General features: G+C 66.5%; 14 protein-coding genes. All 14 read left to right on the top strand.

Annotated elements, in window-relative coordinates:
- Nucleotides 1-3: 3 nt before the first annotated feature.
- Complete coding sequence (gene motB, locus ABDW59_RS03565; protein ID WP_343628079.1) at nucleotides 4-951, top strand: flagellar motor protein MotB; 948 nt, start codon at nucleotides 4-6, stop codon at nucleotides 949-951.
- Nucleotides 952-1,050: 99 nt separating this feature from the next.
- Nucleotides 1,051-1,443, top strand: a complete 393-nt coding sequence (gene cheY, locus ABDW59_RS03570; RefSeq protein ID WP_067068202.1) for a chemotaxis response regulator CheY — start codon at nucleotides 1,051-1,053, stop codon at nucleotides 1,441-1,443.
- A 16-nt stretch (nucleotides 1,444-1,459) separates the two neighbouring features.
- The gene (locus tag ABDW59_RS03575; RefSeq protein WP_343628083.1) at nucleotides 1,460-2,098 is read left to right on the top strand and encodes a protein phosphatase CheZ; all 639 of its coding nucleotides are present in this window, start codon (nucleotides 1,460-1,462) and stop codon (nucleotides 2,096-2,098) included.
- A 205-nt stretch (nucleotides 2,099-2,303) separates the two neighbouring features.
- A complete protein-coding gene (locus tag ABDW59_RS03580; protein WP_343628084.1) occupies nucleotides 2,304-3,500 on the top strand; it encodes a flagellar type III secretion system protein FlhB in 1,197 nt (398 codons plus the stop codon).
- Nucleotides 3,501-3,608: 108 nt separating this feature from the next.
- Nucleotides 3,609-5,711: a flagellar biosynthesis protein FlhA gene (gene flhA / locus ABDW59_RS03585; protein WP_343628085.1), complete on the top strand. Its 2,103-nt coding sequence runs from the start codon at nucleotides 3,609-3,611 to the stop codon at nucleotides 5,709-5,711.
- Entirely contained in the window at nucleotides 5,708-7,384 is a 1,677-nt protein-coding gene (gene flhF / locus ABDW59_RS03590) for a flagellar biosynthesis protein FlhF (protein ID WP_343628088.1), read from the top strand. Before flhA ends, flhF begins: the two co-directional genes overlap by 4 nt.
- A 329-nt stretch (nucleotides 7,385-7,713) precedes the next feature.
- Nucleotides 7,714-8,535 (top strand): flagellar biosynthesis protein, encoded by an 822-nt coding sequence (locus ABDW59_RS03595; RefSeq protein ID WP_343628090.1) that lies wholly within the window; start codon nucleotides 7,714-7,716, stop codon nucleotides 8,533-8,535.
- A 21-nt stretch (nucleotides 8,536-8,556) separates the two neighbouring features.
- Nucleotides 8,557-9,270, top strand: a complete 714-nt coding sequence (locus tag ABDW59_RS03600) for an RNA polymerase sigma factor FliA (RefSeq protein ID WP_343628091.1) — start codon at nucleotides 8,557-8,559, stop codon at nucleotides 9,268-9,270.
- Between the two features lie 57 nt (nucleotides 9,271-9,327).
- Complete coding sequence (locus tag ABDW59_RS03605) at nucleotides 9,328-10,701, top strand: methyl-accepting chemotaxis protein (RefSeq protein WP_343628093.1); 1,374 nt, start codon at nucleotides 9,328-9,330, stop codon at nucleotides 10,699-10,701.
- A 344-nt stretch (nucleotides 10,702-11,045) separates the two neighbouring features.
- Nucleotides 11,046-11,576, top strand: a complete 531-nt coding sequence (locus ABDW59_RS03610; RefSeq protein ID WP_343628095.1) for a hypothetical protein — start codon at nucleotides 11,046-11,048, stop codon at nucleotides 11,574-11,576.
- A gap of 432 nt (nucleotides 11,577-12,008) precedes the next feature.
- On the top strand, nucleotides 12,009-12,341 hold the full coding sequence (locus ABDW59_RS03615) for a hypothetical protein (protein WP_343628096.1): 333 nt from the start codon (nucleotides 12,009-12,011) through the stop codon (nucleotides 12,339-12,341).
- 114 nt (nucleotides 12,342-12,455) lie between these two features.
- Entirely contained in the window at nucleotides 12,456-13,748 is a 1,293-nt protein-coding gene (locus ABDW59_RS03620) for a DUF445 domain-containing protein (protein WP_343628097.1), read from the top strand.
- An 834-nt stretch (nucleotides 13,749-14,582) separates the two neighbouring features.
- Nucleotides 14,583-16,058 carry an Ig-like domain-containing protein gene (locus ABDW59_RS03625; RefSeq protein WP_343628098.1) on the top strand — a complete coding sequence of 492 codons (1,476 nt, stop codon included), beginning with the start codon at nucleotides 14,583-14,585 and terminating at the stop codon, nucleotides 16,056-16,058.
- A gap of 74 nt (nucleotides 16,059-16,132) precedes the next feature.
- The gene (locus ABDW59_RS03630; protein WP_343628099.1) at nucleotides 16,133-16,648 is read left to right on the top strand and encodes a DUF1697 domain-containing protein; all 516 of its coding nucleotides are present in this window, start codon (nucleotides 16,133-16,135) and stop codon (nucleotides 16,646-16,648) included.
- The last annotated feature ends 43 nt before the right edge of the window (nucleotides 16,649-16,691 follow it).

Genomic DNA, 16,691 nt, shown 5'->3' on the forward strand with positions numbered 1-16,691 from the left:
CCCATGGCCGGTGACGCCAAGAAACTCCAGCCCATCATCATCAAGCGCGTCAAGAAGGGCGGCCATGCCGCCCATGGCGGCGCCTGGAAGATCGCATATGCCGACTTCGTGACGGCGATGATGGCCTTCTTCCTGCTGATGTGGCTGCTGGGCTCGACCACCGAGGGCGACAAGAAGGGCATCGCCGATTACTTCGCCTCTCCGCTGAAGGTGGCGATGTTCGGCGGTTCGGGCTCGGGCGACGCCTCGCACATCATCAAGGGCGGCGGTCAGGACCTGACGCGCCAGACCGGTCAGGTGAAGGCGGGTGACGTGGAATCCCCGCGCAAGACCATCAATCTGAAGGCGCTGAAAGAGGAGCAGCGACGCGCTGAGCGCGTGCGTCTGCAGCAGCTCAAGGACAAGGTCGAGAAAATCATCGCCGACAACCCTAAATTAGCGGCATTAGGTGGGCAAATCCGGCTCGACATGACTCGCGAGGGCTTGCGTATCCAAATCGTGGACGAGAATAATCGTCCGATGTTTGACAGTGGCAGCGCGGTGGTGAAACCGTATATGCGCGAGTTGCTGCAGGAACTGGGCGGCGTGCTGTCCGAGGTGCCCAACCGGCTGACGCTGGAAGGTCATACGGATGCGCAACCCTTTTCTGCGGGCGAGCGTGGCTACAGCAACTGGGAACTGTCGGCGGACCGTGCCAATGCCTCGCGACGCGAGCTGGTGGCGGGCGGTCTGCCGGATGCCCGGGTGCTTCGCGTGCAAGGTCTGGCGTCGAGCAAGTTGCTCGCTCCGAAAGACCCCAATGCCCAGATCAATCGCCGCATCAGCATCATCGTGATGAATCGCGATGCCGAGGATGCGGTGCTGAAGAACCTGCCCGACGAGGACGACGAACCGGCGGATGCCGCGGCCAGCGCGCCGATGCTCTCAAGTTCCGCGCCCGCGAGCCGATAAGGCTCCGGATGCGCCCGACTCCGAGTCCCCGTCGGACAGGAACACCGCAAAAGAATCGACTAGCCGTCGTTAGCCCTCCAGTCCCCCCAGAGGAACGCCATGAGCACTGACATGAAATTCTTGATCGTCGACGACTTCTCGACCATGCGCCGGATCGTGCGCGGTCTGCTGAAGGAGATCGGCTACAACAACGCCGAAGAGGCGGAAGATGGCGTCGAGGCCCTCAGCATGCTGAAACAGGCGAAGTTCGACTTCGTCGTCAGCGATATCAACATGCCCAACATGAACGGCTTCGAGCTGCTCAAGGCGATCAAGGAAGATGCGACGCTCAAGCACCTTCCCGTGCTGATGGTGACGGCCGAGGCCCGCAAGGAGGACATCGTCCTGGCGGCGCAAAGCGGTGCGGCGGGCTACATCGTCAAGCCCTTCACCAAAGCGACTCTGGAAGAAAAAGTCCAGAAGATCATGCAGAAGCTGGCCGCCGCGGCCTGATGCTGGAGAGTCCACCATGCAGATGGAAGAGCTGGCCAAACTGACCTCGCAGACCAACGAGCCCCTGATGGTCTCGCCCGAGGTGTTCCAACAGATCGGCACGATCACGCGCGTGTTGCACGACACGATGCAACAGCTGGGCGTGATGCCCAAGCTGCAGGTCGCCACGGACGGGCTGCCCGACGCGCGCAGCCGCCTGACCTACATCGCCAACAAGACCGCCGACGCCGCCAACAAGGTGCTGAACTCGGTCGACCAGGCCAAGGCCGAGCACGTCAAGATCACCGAGGCCGCCAATGCGATGGCCCAGGCGATCACGGCGGATCCGGTGCGGGCCGTGGCCTCGGGCGCGGTACTGAACTTCGTCAAGGAGGTCGAGTCCTCGACCACCAAGATCGACACGCACCTGACCGACATCATGCTGTCGCAGGACTTCCATGACCTGACCGGCCAGGTCGTCGCCAAGGTGGTGACGCTGGCCAACGACCTGGAAGATTCGCTGGTGAAGCTGCTGGTCTCGGTCGTCCCGCCGGAGCAGCGCGAGAAGGTCGATCCCAGCATCCTGCAGGGTCCCGTCGTCAGCCACGAAGGCCGTACCGACGTCGTGGCCAACCAGTCCGAAGTCGACGACCTGCTGGCCTCGCTGGGCTTCTGAGCCCGCGTCGACCGCAGCGCGAGCGCTGGTCGCTCGCCCCCGAAACCCGCGCCTCGGCGCGGGTTTCCGTTTTCTGGCGTCCGCCTCCCGGAGGCGGGCGGGCAGGGCGGTGAAGACCGCCGGATTTCCGCCCCTTATCGGACCAAGGCCCGGGGCGCTTCGGCCGAACAATGGCGGCACCACGGCATAGGGCCGTGACCCGCACATGGCCGATCAAGACGCACAAGACCGCAACTTACCCGCCTCGCAGAAAAAGATCGAACGATCGCGCAAGGAGGGTCAGCTGCCGCGTTCCCGGGATCTGCCGCATTTCGCGGTGATGGTCACCGGCGGCGCCTTGCTCGCGTCCACCGCGCCGTATGCCGTCGAGAAGCTCCAGCGTATGCTGGAGGGCGCGCTGCGTTTCGATGCCGAACAACTGCGCACCGCCGGGATGATGACCGAGCGGCTGTCGCTGCTGACCTGGCAGGGCGCGATGCTGGCGCTGCCGGCGATGGTGATCCTGGCGCTGGCGGCCATCGCCGCGCATTTGGCCGGGGGCGGCTGGAACTTCACCATGAAGCCGCTGGCGCCCAAGTTCTCGAATCTGAATCCGCTGACCGGTTTCGGCCGGCTGTTCCAGTGGCAGCACCTGATGCAGGCGCTGAAGGCGGTGCTGCTGGCCATCGTGCTGGGCATCATCGGGGCGCTGGCGCTCAAGGACCGGGTGGCCGGCTTCGTGGGAATCATGTCGGTGCCGCTGCCGGCGGCGCTGGCCTTTGCCGGCAAGCAGCTGATGGGCGGTCTGACGCTGCTGGGCATCGCGCTGGCGCTGTTCGCCGCGATCGACGTGCCGCTGCAGCGCTTCCAGTACCTGAAGCGGCTGCGCATGTCCCGCGAGGAAGCCAAGAACGAGCTCAAGGAAGCCGAAGGCAACCTGGAGATGAAGCACAAGATGCGCGCCAAGGCCCGGGAGATCGTCAAGCGCCGCATGATGGCCGCCGTCCCCAAGGCCGACCTGGTCGTGATGAACCCGACCCACTATGCGGTCGCCATCGCCTACGACGAGACCAAGATGGGCGCCCCGCGCGTGGTGGCCAAGGGCATGGACCTGCTGGCCTTCAAGATCCGCGATCTGGCCAAGGAGAACAAGGTCCCGGTGCTGCAGGCGCCGGCCCTGGCCCGTGCCCTGTACGCCCATGCCGAGTTGGACCGGGAGATCCCCGGCGCGCTGTTCGGCGCGGTGGCGCAGGTACTGGCCTACGTCTATCAGCTCAAGGCGGCGATGAAGGGGCAGGGCATGGCGCCGCAGGCGGTGCCGAACCCGCCGGTGCCCGACGAGCTCGACCCGCACAAGAAGCCCGGCTGGACCCCGCCGGCCGACGAGGCGGACGACGCCTTCCCCGAGGGCACGCCGGCCTGATATCGACGGGGAATCCCCCGCTTATCGCGCTAAAGCGAAGGACCGACCCGTCGAACAATGGCGGGGCCCGACGGCGGTGTCGGGTGTTTGAACACGAAGGCAGACCCGATGAACGAGCTGATGGCCCGTTTGCAACAGCTGATCGGTCCCCGCGCTGCGATCCTGCAGGCGCTCGGGGCGCCCATCGCCATCATGATGGTGCTGGCGATGATGGTCTTGCCGCTGCCGCCGTTCGCGCTGGACCTGTTCTTCACCTTCAACATCGCCATGTCCATCATGGTGATGATGGTGGCCTCCCAGATGGTCAAGCCGCTGGACTTCGCCGCCTTCCCCACCGTCCTGCTGATCACCACGCTGCTGCGCCTGTCGCTGAACGTCGCCTCCACGCGGGTGGTGCTGATGCAAGGCCACACCGGCGCTGGCGCGGCCGGCCAGGTGATCGAATCCTTCGGCCACTTCCTGATCGGCGGCAACTTCGCCGTCGGCCTGATCGTGTTCGCGATCCTGGTGGTCATCAACTTCATCGTGGTCACCAAGGGTGCGGAGCGCATCGCCGAGGTCGGCGCGCGCTTCACCCTGGACGCGATGCCCGGCAAGCAGATGGCGATCGACGCCGACCTGGGCGCCGGCCTGATCGACGAGAAGGAAGCCAAGCGCCGCCGCGCCGAGCTGGGCGACGAAGCCGACTTCTTCGGCTCCATGGACGGTGCCTCCAAGTTCGTCCGCGGCGATGCCATCGCCGGCATGCTGATCCTGTTCATCAACATCGTCGGCGGTCTGATCATCGGCATGGTCCAGCACAACCTGCCCGCGGCGCAGGCGGCCGACAGCTACATCCTGCTGGCGGTCGGCGACGCGCTGGTGGCGCAGATCCCGGCGCTGCTGATCTCGGTGTCCTCCGCGCTGGTCGTGTCCCGCGTGGGCAAGGACAAGGACGTGGGCCAGATGATCGGCGCGCAGATGTTCGGCTCGACTAAGGCGGTCGCGATCACCGCGGGCGTGGTCCTCGTCCTGGGCCTGATCCCGGGCATGCCGCACCTGGTCTTCCTGATCATCGCGGGCGGCCTGGGCTACCTGGCCTACTGGATGCGGACCAAGGAACAGGCCAAGCAGGCCGCCGAGTCCCGCGCCAAGCCCGCCGCCGCCGTACCCGGCGCGCCGAATCCGGATGCCGAGGCGTCCTGGGACGACCTGGTGCCGGTGGACACGCTGGGCCTGGAAGTGGGCTACCGCCTGATCACGCTGGTGGACAAGTCCCGCGAGGGCGACCTGCTGAGCCGCATCAAGGGTGTGCGCCGCAAGTTCGCCCAGGAAATCGGCTTCCTGCCGCCGTCCGTCCACATCCGCGACAACCTGGAGCTGCGCCCCAGCCAGTACCGCGTCACGCTGCGCGGCGCGGTCATCGGGGAGGCCGAGGCCTACCCGGGCATGTGGCTGGCGATCAACCCCGGTCACGCGACGCAGAAGCTGATCGGAACCGCGACCACGGATCCCGCCTTCGGATTGCCCTCGGTCTGGATCGAGGAGCGGCAACGGGAAATGGCGCAAATGGCGGGCTTTACCGTCGTTGATTGCGCGACCGTGGTGGCCACGCATCTTTCACACTTGCTGCAAGTTCACGCGGCCCGATTGTTGGGCCGGGTGGAAACCCAGCAGCTGGTGGATCACCTCACCAAGCAAGCGCCTCAGCTCATCGAAGACGTGATTCCGAAGATGGTCAATGTCGCCACCCTGCAACGAGTCCTCCAGTTCCTGCTGGAAGAGGGCGTGCACATCCGCGACATGCGTTCCATCGTCGAAAGCCTGGCGGAGAACGCCACGCAGACGACCGACCCGGCCGAGCTGGCCCGTCGCATCCGCATCCACATCGCTCCGGCGATCGTGCAGCAGATCTACGGTCCGGCCAAGGAACTGGACGTCATCGCCCTCGAGCCCGAGCTGGAGCGTCTGGTCACGCAAGCCCTGAACTCGCCGCACGGTGCGGCGCTGGATCCCGGCGTTGCGGACACGCTTGCACGGAGTGCCGCCCAGACCGCCCAGTCCCAAGAGGACCGTGGTTTGCCCGCTTGCCTGCTGGTGCCCGATCTCATCCGTGCCCCTCTGGCCCGACTGCTCAAGCGCGCTGCGCCGCGGCTGAAGGTCCTGGGACACAGCGAGATCCCTGAAACGCACACGATCCGCATCGGCTCCATCATCGGAGGCACGGCATGAACGTCAAACGCTTTACCGCCCGCAACACCCGCGAAGCCATGGCCCTGGTCCGCCAGGCCTTCGGCGAAGACGCGGTCGTGCTCTCGAACAAGTCGTGCCCCGAAGGCGTCGAGGTGCTGGCCATGGCGCCCGAAGGCATGTCGCAGATCGAGCGCGTGGCCGCTTCGGCGCCCCGCGCCGCCGCGCCGCGCCAGGCCGCCCCGCAGCGTCCCGCCGACGCGCAACCGCGACAGGCGCTCAAGCAGCGTCTGTCCGCCGCGCCGGCCGGCCGCGAAAGCCGTGAGGCGCGCGAGCCCGGCTTGGGCGCCTCGGTCGGTGACGACGTCAACGCGATGGCCATGAGCACGCTGTCCTTCCAGGACTACGTGCGCGAGCGCATGCTCAAGCGCCGTGCCGCCGAGATCAACGGACAGCCCGATCCGATGATGGACGAGCCGGCCCCGGCGCGCCTGTCGCAGTCGCAGCAGATGGCCGAGTCGGTCGCCTCGATGGCCGCGCAGCGCGATCAGCGCGCCCGCTCCGCGATGCAGACCCTGGGCGCCCGCCGCGTCGACGAGCGCGGCTACGAGCAGCAAGCCGCGCCGGCCCCAGCGCCGCGCGTGGTGCCGCCGGTGCTGCGCGACGAGATCCGCGTGCAGCCGTCGCAAGATCTGAGCGGCATCGCCGCCGGCTTCGGTGGCTCGCATCCGCTGAACGACATGCCGTCGACCCGCCGCGAGGCGGAGATGATGACCGAGCTGCGCGCCATGAAGGGCATGATCGAAGAGCGCTTCGGCGCCCTGGCCTTCATGGAGAAGCTGCAGCGCCAGCCGGCGCAGGCGCGCCTGACCCAGAAGCTGCTGGATGCCGGTTTCTCGCCGGCCCTGGTGCGCAAGCTGGTCGAGGGCCTGCCCGCGACGATGACCGAGGAATCGGAATCCCACACCTGGGCCTCCGGCGTGCTGGCGCGCAACGTCCAGACCGCCGAGCAACTGCCCCCGCTGGAAGACCAGGGCGGCGTGTTCGCGATGATCGGCTCGACCGGCGTGGGCAAGACCACGACGACGGCCAAGATCGCCGCGGCCTTCGCCACCAAGTACGGCGCCAGCCAGCTGGGCCTGATCACGCTGGACGCTTACCGGATCGGCGCTCACGAGCAGCTGCGCGCCTACGGCCGCATCCTGGGCGTGCCGGTGCACACGGCGCATGACCGCGCTTCGCTGGAAGATCTGCTGGATCTGCTGTCGAGCAAGAAGATGGTGCTGATCGACACGGCCGGCACGGCCCAGCGCGACAGCCGCACCGCCGAGCTGCTGGACATGCTGGCGCACAAGAACATCAAGCGCATCCTGGTCGTCAACGCGGCGCAGCAGGGCGAGACCATCGAGGACGTGGTCGGCGCCTGGCGCGGCACCGAGGCGCAGGGCGTCATCCTGTCCAAGCTGGACGAGGCGGTGAAGCTGGCCCCGGCGCTGGACACGGTGATCCGTCACAAGCTGCGCGTGCTGGGCGTGACCAACGGCCAGCGCGTGCCCGAGGACTGGCATCGCCTGTCGGCGCAAGCGCTGGTGCAGCGCGCGCTGCGCAGCCACGGTCAGACCGCTTGGCGCATGGATTCGGCCGACGTGAACCTGATCTTCGCGGCCGGCTCGGTCGGCGCGACGCCGGGTGTCTCGCCGATGGGCCTGAACTGAGCGAACCGCCCTCGGTGGCGCCCGCGGCGGGAACTGACCGGATGGTCAGTCAGCGGTCCGGGTTGCCCAAACGGGGCGAAGGTTCTAGAAACGAGGAAGGGCATGGCCCTTCCTTTTTCGTTTCCGGAGATGGAAACCGGGGGAGGGCGCTGCCGGAAGCGGGTGGCGGTCCGGGTCGGACCCGCCCCGGACCGGTCGAGAAAAGCGGGGTGTTTCCCCCTTTCAATTCCGCGTCACGGGGAGGGCCTCGGGGCGAAACTTCCGGTAACGGCTCCCGTGGTGCAGTCTCTGCGGACTGGAGCGAACTCGAAAGAAGACAAGAGCAGCCCATGCGCGACTTCAGCAATGCTCCCAAGGACCAGGCCGACGGCCTGCGACGCCTGTTCGCCACGGCGCGCGTGCGCGTGGTGCCGGTGGTGAGCAACCCGCATGTGGTGGGCAGCGGCTCGCTGCTGGAGGGGCTGTGCGCCGCCTTCGGCGAGCTGGGCCTGCACACCCTGGTGGTCGACGCCGGCGAGCAGGCGGCCGTCGCGTCGGATCTGGCCGCGGTGGACCTGGCCGCGTGTGTGGAGCCGCTGTCGGCCAAGGTGTCCTTCCTGGCCGCGCGCGGACTGCCGCTGCGCTACATCAACGCGAACGGGTCGGCCGCGCAGTTCCTGGAAGCGGTGACCGATGCGGCGCCATTCGCCGACGTCGTGCTGCTGCACGCGAGCGCGGCGGAGTTGAGCCGCGTGCTGGTCTCGCGCGAGGTGCGTCCGGTGCTGCTGGCCGACACCGACGTGCAGAGCGTGACCCACGCCTACGCCGGCATGAAGTGGCTCACGCAGCGCGCGGGTCTGATGGTCTACAGCCTGCTGCTGGCCTGCAATCCGCAGCTGCGACTGGCGGAGCGGATCGCGCAGCAGCTGTCGAGCTGCGGAGACGGATTTCTGGGCGCGGTGCTGCGCGAGTGGGCCTGCATGGACCCTCGCCAGCCGGTGAGCGCCCCCCTGACGCATGAGCTGCGTCACATGGCGCGCGAGCTGCTGCTGGCCTCGGTGCCGGGCGCGGCGCTGGACAGCGCCGCCGACGCGATGCCGCTGAGGCCGCGGCCGATGTGGCAACCCAAGGCAGGTCGCGCCCAGCCGGGTGCGACACTGGCTGCGCATTGACCTCGGATGGGAGACGAGAAGATGTACACCGCCAAGGGTCAACTCGACAACAACTCGTTGATTCGCCAGTACAGCCCGCTGGTGCGGCGTCTGGCGCATCAGATGATCGCCAAGTTGCCCGCCAACGTGGAGCTGGACGATCTGATCCAGGTCGGCCTGATCGGTCTGACGGATGCGCTGTCGCGCTTCGACACGGCGCAGGGCGTGCAGTTCGAGACCTTCGCGACGCAGCGCATTCGCGGCGCGATGCTGGACGAGCTGCGCGGCAGCGACTGGATGAGCCGCGGCTCGCGTCGTCAGCAGCGCTCGATCGAGACGGCGGTGCACAAGCTGGAGCAGAAGCTCGGCCGCGCGCCGCAGGAATCGGAGATCGCCGCCGAGATGGGCATTCCGCTGGCCGAGTACCAGGAGATGCTGGGCAAGGTGCGCGGGACGCAGCTGGTCTATCTGGAGGACATCTCCGGGGACGACGACAGCGACGACTATCTGGACCGCCACGTCAGCGACGAGGCCTCGGATCCGATGGCCATGCTGCGGGACCACCGCATGCGCACGGCGCTGGTGGAGGCGATCAAGAACCTGCCGGAGCGTGAGGGCTATGTCATGTCGATGTATTACGAGCACGACATGAACCTCAAGGAAATCGCGGCGGTGTTGAAGGTGACCGAATCGCGGGTGTGCCAGCTGCACAGCCAAGCGATTGCCCGGTTGCGCGTGAAGCTGCGCGACTGGTAAAAGAGGCCGAACCGGCCGCATTCCCCTTGTGGTCGCAGACCCAAAGGGAGACGGCCGATGTGGGACTCATGGCGCGGGCGCGCCGGGAAGGCGGCGCCTGACGCGTCGACGCACGACACGGGACTCGTGAGCGCGTCGTCGGCGAACGGCAAGACATCCACGGTGGTGCGGCAGCTGTCGAGCGGTGTCTCGAAGCTGGGCCGCGACGCCGCTGAAGTGCGTGGTCTGCTGGAGGACACGCAGAAGGTCGTGCTCTCGCAGGCGCAGGCGATGCAGGCGCTGGGCGGCGAGCTCGAACACGTCCGGCATGCGCAGGACGGCATCAATCAATCGACGCAGCAGACCCGCGAGGCGGTGGAGCGCGCGCGCTCGGCCTTGGCGGGCGTGGGCGAGGAAGTCGGCGGCATCGTGTCGACGCTGCGGCAGGTGTCGGACGCGGCGTCGGACATCACGCGCATCGCCTTGCAGACGCGGCTGGTGGCGTTCAACGCCTCGGTCGAGGCCAAGCGCGCGGGCGAGGCGGGGCGCGGATTCGGCGTCGTCGCCGATGCGGTGAAGGATCTGGCGGCGCAGGTCGAGGCCTCGTCCAAGGCCATCATGGGCACGGTAGGGACGCTGGACTCGCGCATCGAGACCTTCAGCCGGGAACTGCGCGCCGACGGCGGCGGCGGTGCGGGGCAGAGCTCCATCCATCAGGCCTTCGCGGACGTGGAGGTGGATGTCGACCTGATCGCGAAGTCGGCTCGGGAGAGCCAGTCGACGACGCAGCAACTGGCGGAGCGATCGAGCGAACTGGGCGTCGACATCCAGCAGGCGATGCGCAAGCTGGAAGCGGCGTTCGCCTGCAGCGACCGCTTCCTGCGCTTGTCGGAGCAGATGATCGAGCAGATCGCCTCGAGCGGGATCGAGGTCGAGGACTCGCCCTACATCCAGGCGGTTCAGGGCGCCGCGGCGGAGATCTCCGCGCTGCTGGAGCGCGCGGTGAAAGAAGGCCGGATCGATTCGGCGGCGCTTTTCGACGAGCAATACCAGCCGATGGCGGGGACGGACCCGCAGCAGTACACGACGCGTTTCACGGGGCTGGCGGATCAGCTGTTCCCGGAGGTGCAGGAGCGGATGCTGAGCGTCTCGGACAAGGTGGTGTTCTGCATCGCGGTGGACCGCAACGGCTACGTGGCGACGCACAACCGGCGGTACTGCCAGCCGCAGCGGTCCGGGGACACGGCGTGGAACACCGCGAACAGCCGGTATCGGCGGATCTTCAATGACCGGACGGGGCTGGCGTCGGCGCGGAATCAGCGGCCGTTCCTGCTGCAGACCTACCGCCGGGACATGGGCGGCGGGAACTTCGTGCTGCTCAAGGAGGCGTCAGCGCCCGTCACCGTGGCCGGGAGGCATTGGGGTGGGGTGAGGTTGGCGTTTGGGTTCTAGGATCTCGTACGTTTGTCGTACCGATCCCGAACGAAATACTGATTCCAGTCGGTCGACTACTGGTTGATCTTGTGAATCCCTGATTCCGTACAGATTCCAGTAATGGCGAGGATGGGTGAATCTGCCGATGATTCATCCTAGGTGCTCTAAATCACCTCACCACGAGTGGGAGGCCGCCTCCATAAGCGCGGCCCCTTTCGATCAACGGGTTTTCCCAATGGGCGAGATGGGCCTATCCGCGAGGACGGCCGCACGACTTGTGGCGTGATTTAGACATCTCGCCCACCCTTATTCGCATGTTCGCGCTGGGTGGGTTCCATCAACCTTCCCCGAGGAATCAGCAAATGTCCACTGTCTCCACCCCAGCCGACGTCACAGACGCCGCCCATCACTTCTCCGCCAAGCTCGCCACGATGGACGCCAAGTCCACCATGGCATTCGGCGGCATCCCTCCCCGCAACCCCCCGGTCGACATCTGCACCGCGCAAGCGGAACCCCCTCGCATCCCCATCCTCGACCGCTGCCCGCTGATGAACGAAACCAGCGTCTCGCTGGAGTTGATCAGCGAGCTGAGCAATATCCCCGGCCGCTATGAGCCGACCCGCCCGCAGGTCGTCGGCTCCCGCTGCTTCCTGCTGAATCCGAATCTGACGACCCGCGCCGCGATGTACAGCCTCCGCGACCGGCTCACGCAAGTGACCGCCATCCTGAAGGAAGCGCAAGTTCCTGTGGGCGTGCCCAATACCGATTCTGGGAATGTGCAGGTTGCTACCGCCGACCTGCTCCACGAGGCCAACTGCCTGCTGTCCGCCGTCGAGATCGCCATCTTCGAGGAACACGACTTCCAGACTCGCCAAGCCCGCCGACTGTCCTGATGCGTTCCCCACCCCATACCCCGGAAAGAGGGCAGGGCTCAAGAAGTTATCAGCCAAGTCCAAGAAGAAAGAAAACGAGCGCCCATGTGGCGCTCGTTTCGTTTTGGCAACGGGAACGCATTTCCTTCTGGAGCGGAGTCGGCGGCTTCAAGTCGGTGGGGCTAGCAAGGGATTGCTATGGAAATGACGCCTGCCAGATATTCCGGTTAATGGACTGCCAGCGCGCTCGATCGCGTCGATGTAGCAGCGAAAAGTAAATTACCGGAGTCGCGAAAAATATGACTGGAACGAGTCGTTGAAGGTTTTCTGACGACCTCATATGCTCCCGATCATTAAGTTGTCAAAGAATCGTCCGATCAGATGCGCGGTCAACAGGATTCAGACCGGCTCGCTGTTGTCAACATGTACTACTGAACAAACCAGAGGTCTGATATGAGCATCGAGTTCAAGGATGTTTTCTTCTGCTTGCTGCCTGGTGTCGTGGGTGGCGTTCCCTACTGGATCATTTGGCCGGTGCGTCGCCGCGTAGGTGATGTGCTCGCGATGAGCATTCTTCTGACGATTGCATCCGCCATCATCGCGGGTGGGTTTGCAAAACTATGCATTGCCGCCACTGGCGGATCCATGATGTTCGGCGAATGGGGCGAGGTGCCCTTACTCGCGTCGGTTTGCCTGATAGGGTTGGCATTGGGGACGATCGTAGGGATCGACTGCAATCGACGCGGACCGGATTTCTATCCGTACAGCCCGTTCTTGTTTCGCTGAGGCGGACGTGGTCGATTGCAAGCGCGAACAGCCTTGGGGACCCCCATCTGACGCGCCCGGTGATAAAACCCCGCATCCCCGCTCGCCAGGCGCCTCGCCTGCTCCCTTGCGCCGATGCCACCGCAGACCCTCACCGATCCTCGTATCGCCGCGCTCCGCCGCATGAAGCTGGTCGCCCTCGGCTGCCTGCTGCTGTCCTTGGCCGGCCTCGGCCTGAGCCTCGTGATGGGCGCCTCCGGTCCCTGGGCCTGGCTCAAGGCCTTTTGCGAGGCAGCCGCCATCGGCGGCCTGGCCGACTGGTTCGCCGTCGTCGCGCTGTTCCGGCATCCGCTCGGCCTGCCGATCCCGCACACCGCGCTCATCCCGCAGGGCAAGCACCGCATCGCCGACAGCCTCGCCGAGTTTGTTCGCGACAACTTCCTCCACCCCGAGGTCCTGCTCCGCAAGCTCCAGATCCTCAACCCCGCCGAGCGCCTCGGCGAATGGCTGCGCGAGCCCCGCAACCTCGCGCAGGTCACCGGTTCGGTCCGCTCGATGGCGATCGAGGCGCTGTCCCTGCTCAACGAGCAGGCCGTGCGCCGCGCCATCGGCGAGTTCCTCGTCGCTCGCGCGCTCGCCTGGAACGCCACCGCGACCGCCGCCTCGGTGCTCGACGTCATGACCAAGTCCGGTCGCCATCAGGACGTGCTTGACGGGGCGCTGTCCAAGCTGCGCGATTACCTCGCCACGCCCGAGGTCCGCGCGCTCGTCGCCTCCCGCCTGCTGAAGTTCGCGCGAGCCCAATGGCCCAAGGCGACCTCGCTGGTCGACACCATCGCCAACGTCGACAAGATGGCGGACTCGCTGTCCGACAAGCTCGCGCTGCAATTGGTCGAGGAGGTTCAGACCGCGCTCTCGCAGCCGGAGCACTCGGTCCGCCGCCAGTTCGACGCCTGGATCATCGAGTTCATCGAGCGCCTGCGGCAGGACCCCGAGTTCGCGCGCGACGTCAATGCGATGAAGGATCGCGTCGTGCAGAGCGACGATGTGCGGGCCTACCTCGACGGCGTGTGGACCGAGGTCCGCGCGACCATCGAAGCCGACCTGCGGCGCGACGACTCCGTGCTGATGCGGCATCTGGACCATTCGCTGGCGAGCCTGGGCGAGCGGCTGGGTCGCGACCCGGGTCTGGTCGAGGCGATCAACGAGCACGTGTTGTCCTCCGCCGCCCGCATGGTCGGCAGCATGCGCGAGGGCGTGACCCAGCACATCGCCACCACGGTCAAGGCCTGGGATGACCGCAGCCTCGTGCGGCAGATCGAGCTCAGCGTCGGCCGCGACCTGCAGTACATCCGGCTCAACGGGACGCTGGTCGGCGGGGTCATCGGGCTCGCGCTCTATGGGGTGACGGTGTGGATGGCCGGCTAGGCGAGGGCTCTGCATGTTCATGCGTGTCGTTGCTCATGAAACGTGAGGAGTAGTGCCAGGAGCGTTCGATCGCCATGCACTTTCAAGTCATTCCAGTGAATCGCCTGCTCAATCGAGTGGAAGCGGTAGTCAGATCAGACAGGGTGGGGCTATCGGAGGTCCGGGCTGAGATCCGGAGACTGGCGGACTGTTTTCCGCTAGATCAAAAGGTCTCCCGAGATGTCAGATCGCATCCTCCGATCCGCCCGCCACGCGGCCCACGTGGCGCAGTCTCCCGCTCAACCGGAGGCCACCGATACGGTGCTCCAAGCACTTCCCCGGCGCCGTCGAGACATCGATGCCGACGAGTCCGAGGACGAGGCGCTCACCGACCAGGAGAGTGCCGCATCGAGTGCCGCACCAGACGCGGCCGGAGCCGGTTCGACGTCCACGCTCTACATCGGGGGCGGCCTGCTAGGCGCCATCGGCATCGCTGCGGCAGCTGGTGGCGGAGGAGGCGCAAGTCCGATCGTTCAGGTCGAACCCGTCCCACCGAATCCCAAGCCGGAAGAGGACCGACCAGAACCGGACCCCATGCCCGACCCGAAGCCTGAACCGAAACCCGAGCCCACGCCTGAGCCTCAACCGGAACCCAAGCCAGAGCCGAAACCCGATCCTCAGCCAGAACCTGGACCAGAACCCAAGCCAGAGCCAGAGCCGAAACCCGAGCCCAAGCCGGAACCTGAGCCTCAGCCGGAGCCCAAGCCTGAGCCCAAACCGGAGCCCGGACCGGAGCCGGAGCCCAAACCGGAATCGAAGCCCGAGCCCAGTCGCCCGGCGGCCCCGACACTGAGCTTGCGCGACGACACCGGCGCGTCGATCGACGCCGATCCCGAGCAGCGCTCCGCCCGCGACGGACGCACGCGCGACGCAACGGTGCTCGTCGACGGCATCGCGTCCGGCGCCATCTGGGAGTACAGCCGCGACGGCATCGATTGGATCGAGGGCAGCGGCAATCGCCGCATCGACGCCAGCTTCTTCGGCAGCAACGACGGTGCCAAGTCCGTCCATGTCCGGCAGGTCGACACCGCCGGCCATCAGAGCGCCATCCAGACCCTGGCCTTCGTCCTTGATCGGACTGCCCCGGCGGTCACGCCGCTCACCTTGCTGGACCGCGACGGCGCCGCCAGCGCTGACCGCGTCAGCAGCAACGCCGGATTGCGTGTGGCCGCCGAGACCGGCAACTACTGGTTCTACTTCTTCGACACCGGCCACAGCGGGCAGGGCATCGGCGCGGGGATCACCGACGCTTCGCTGCGTGTGCCTGACGGCCAGCGGACGCTGACGGTGAAGCAGTACGACGGCGCCGGCAATTACTCAGAAGCCACGACTTCGTTCTGGCTCGACCGTACGCCGCCCTCAACGCCGATGGCGCAGCTCGATCAGGACACCGGCATCAGCGCCAGCGACCGTCTTACCCAGAACGGCAGTCTCACCATCTCCGGGCTGGAGGTCGCCTCAGTGTGGAAGTACCGCATCGATGGCGGCGCCTGGGTCACGCGGGCGGTCGACAGCAAGGCCGCGACCATCCCGTCCAGCGCCTTCGGCGCCGACGGCCACAAGCGCGTCGAGATCATGCAGACCGACCCGGCCGGGAACGACAGCGGTTTGTGCGTCTTCGAGTTCGACCTCGACCGCATCGCGCTCGCGCCCATGCTCTATCTGCAGAACGACACGGGACGGTCCGGTGACCTCATCACCTCGGATCCGACCGTCGTGCTGGGCGCCGTCGAACCAGGAGCGCGATGGCAATGGCGCCCCAGTGTCTTCCAGGCCTGGGAGGACACCAGCTCGGTGCAGTTCAACCCCGGCGTGACGTCCGGTCGTTCCATGGTGCACATCCGGCAGGTCGACGTCGCCGGCAATCTCAGCGACGCCCGCGTGCTCAGCAGCTGGATCGCGCCCGCCGGCGACGAGGCCCAGCAGCCGTTGTTGAACGCGAAAGGCGACGATGCGCTGCTGGTCGGCACCTTGGGCGCGGACGTGTTCAAGTGGCAGCCCAAGACGGTCATGCACACGGGCTTCGACCGCGTCCTCAACTATCGCGTCGACCAGGGCGACGTGATCGACCTGACCGGCATCCTGGACCTGAGCAGCGGCCCGCCGCAGGCGGAACGGCTCGTCAAGATGTACGGCCTGGTGGATCAGGCCGTGGTCCTGAATGTGGTGCACTCGTCAGGAGCGTACGTGGACTACGCCATCCAGCTCTGGAACACGCTGCTGACGGACCCGATCGCGGTGAGGGTCGGCGCGGAGACCTTCATGGTCTGACGCAAGGCAGGGCGGGCCGGCGCACGTAGACTGCGCCGGTCGCCATTTCCGGCGCTTCCACGTCCGAGTCCGCCATGCCCCGTTACGTTGCCTTCCTCCGCGGCGTCAGCCCGATGAACGCCAAGATGCCCGATCTGATCCGTGCGTTCGAGTCCGCCGGGTTCACCCGCGTGAAGACCGTGATCAGCAGCGGCAACGTGGTCTTCGATCACGAGGGCGCGCCGGTCGACGAGCTCGAACGCATCGCGGAACAGGCGATGACCGACACGCTGGGCAAGAGTTTCGGCACCACGGTGCGGCCGGTGGATCACCTGATCCGCGTCGTGGACGCCGATGTGCACCGGGCTTTCGACCCGCCCGCCAACGCCAAGCTCCTGATCACCTTCCTGAAGCGCCCACACGAGGGCACCGTCGAGCTGCCGCTGCGCGGCAACGATGCGGCCATCCTCAAGCTGGACGGCGTCGAGGTCTTCAGCCATTACCTGCCCAACGAGCAGGGGCCGCTGTTCATGACCATGCTGGAGAAGAGCTTCGGCAAGCAGATCACCACGCGCACCGTCGACACGGTGCGCAAGTGCATCAAGGCGTGATCCCGCCGAGCAACACCTGACCCCCGAGGCCGTCGTCGCGACG

This window comes from Roseateles sp. (assembly GCF_039595295.1).
Lineage (GTDB): Bacteria > Pseudomonadota > Gammaproteobacteria > Burkholderiales > Burkholderiaceae_C > Roseateles.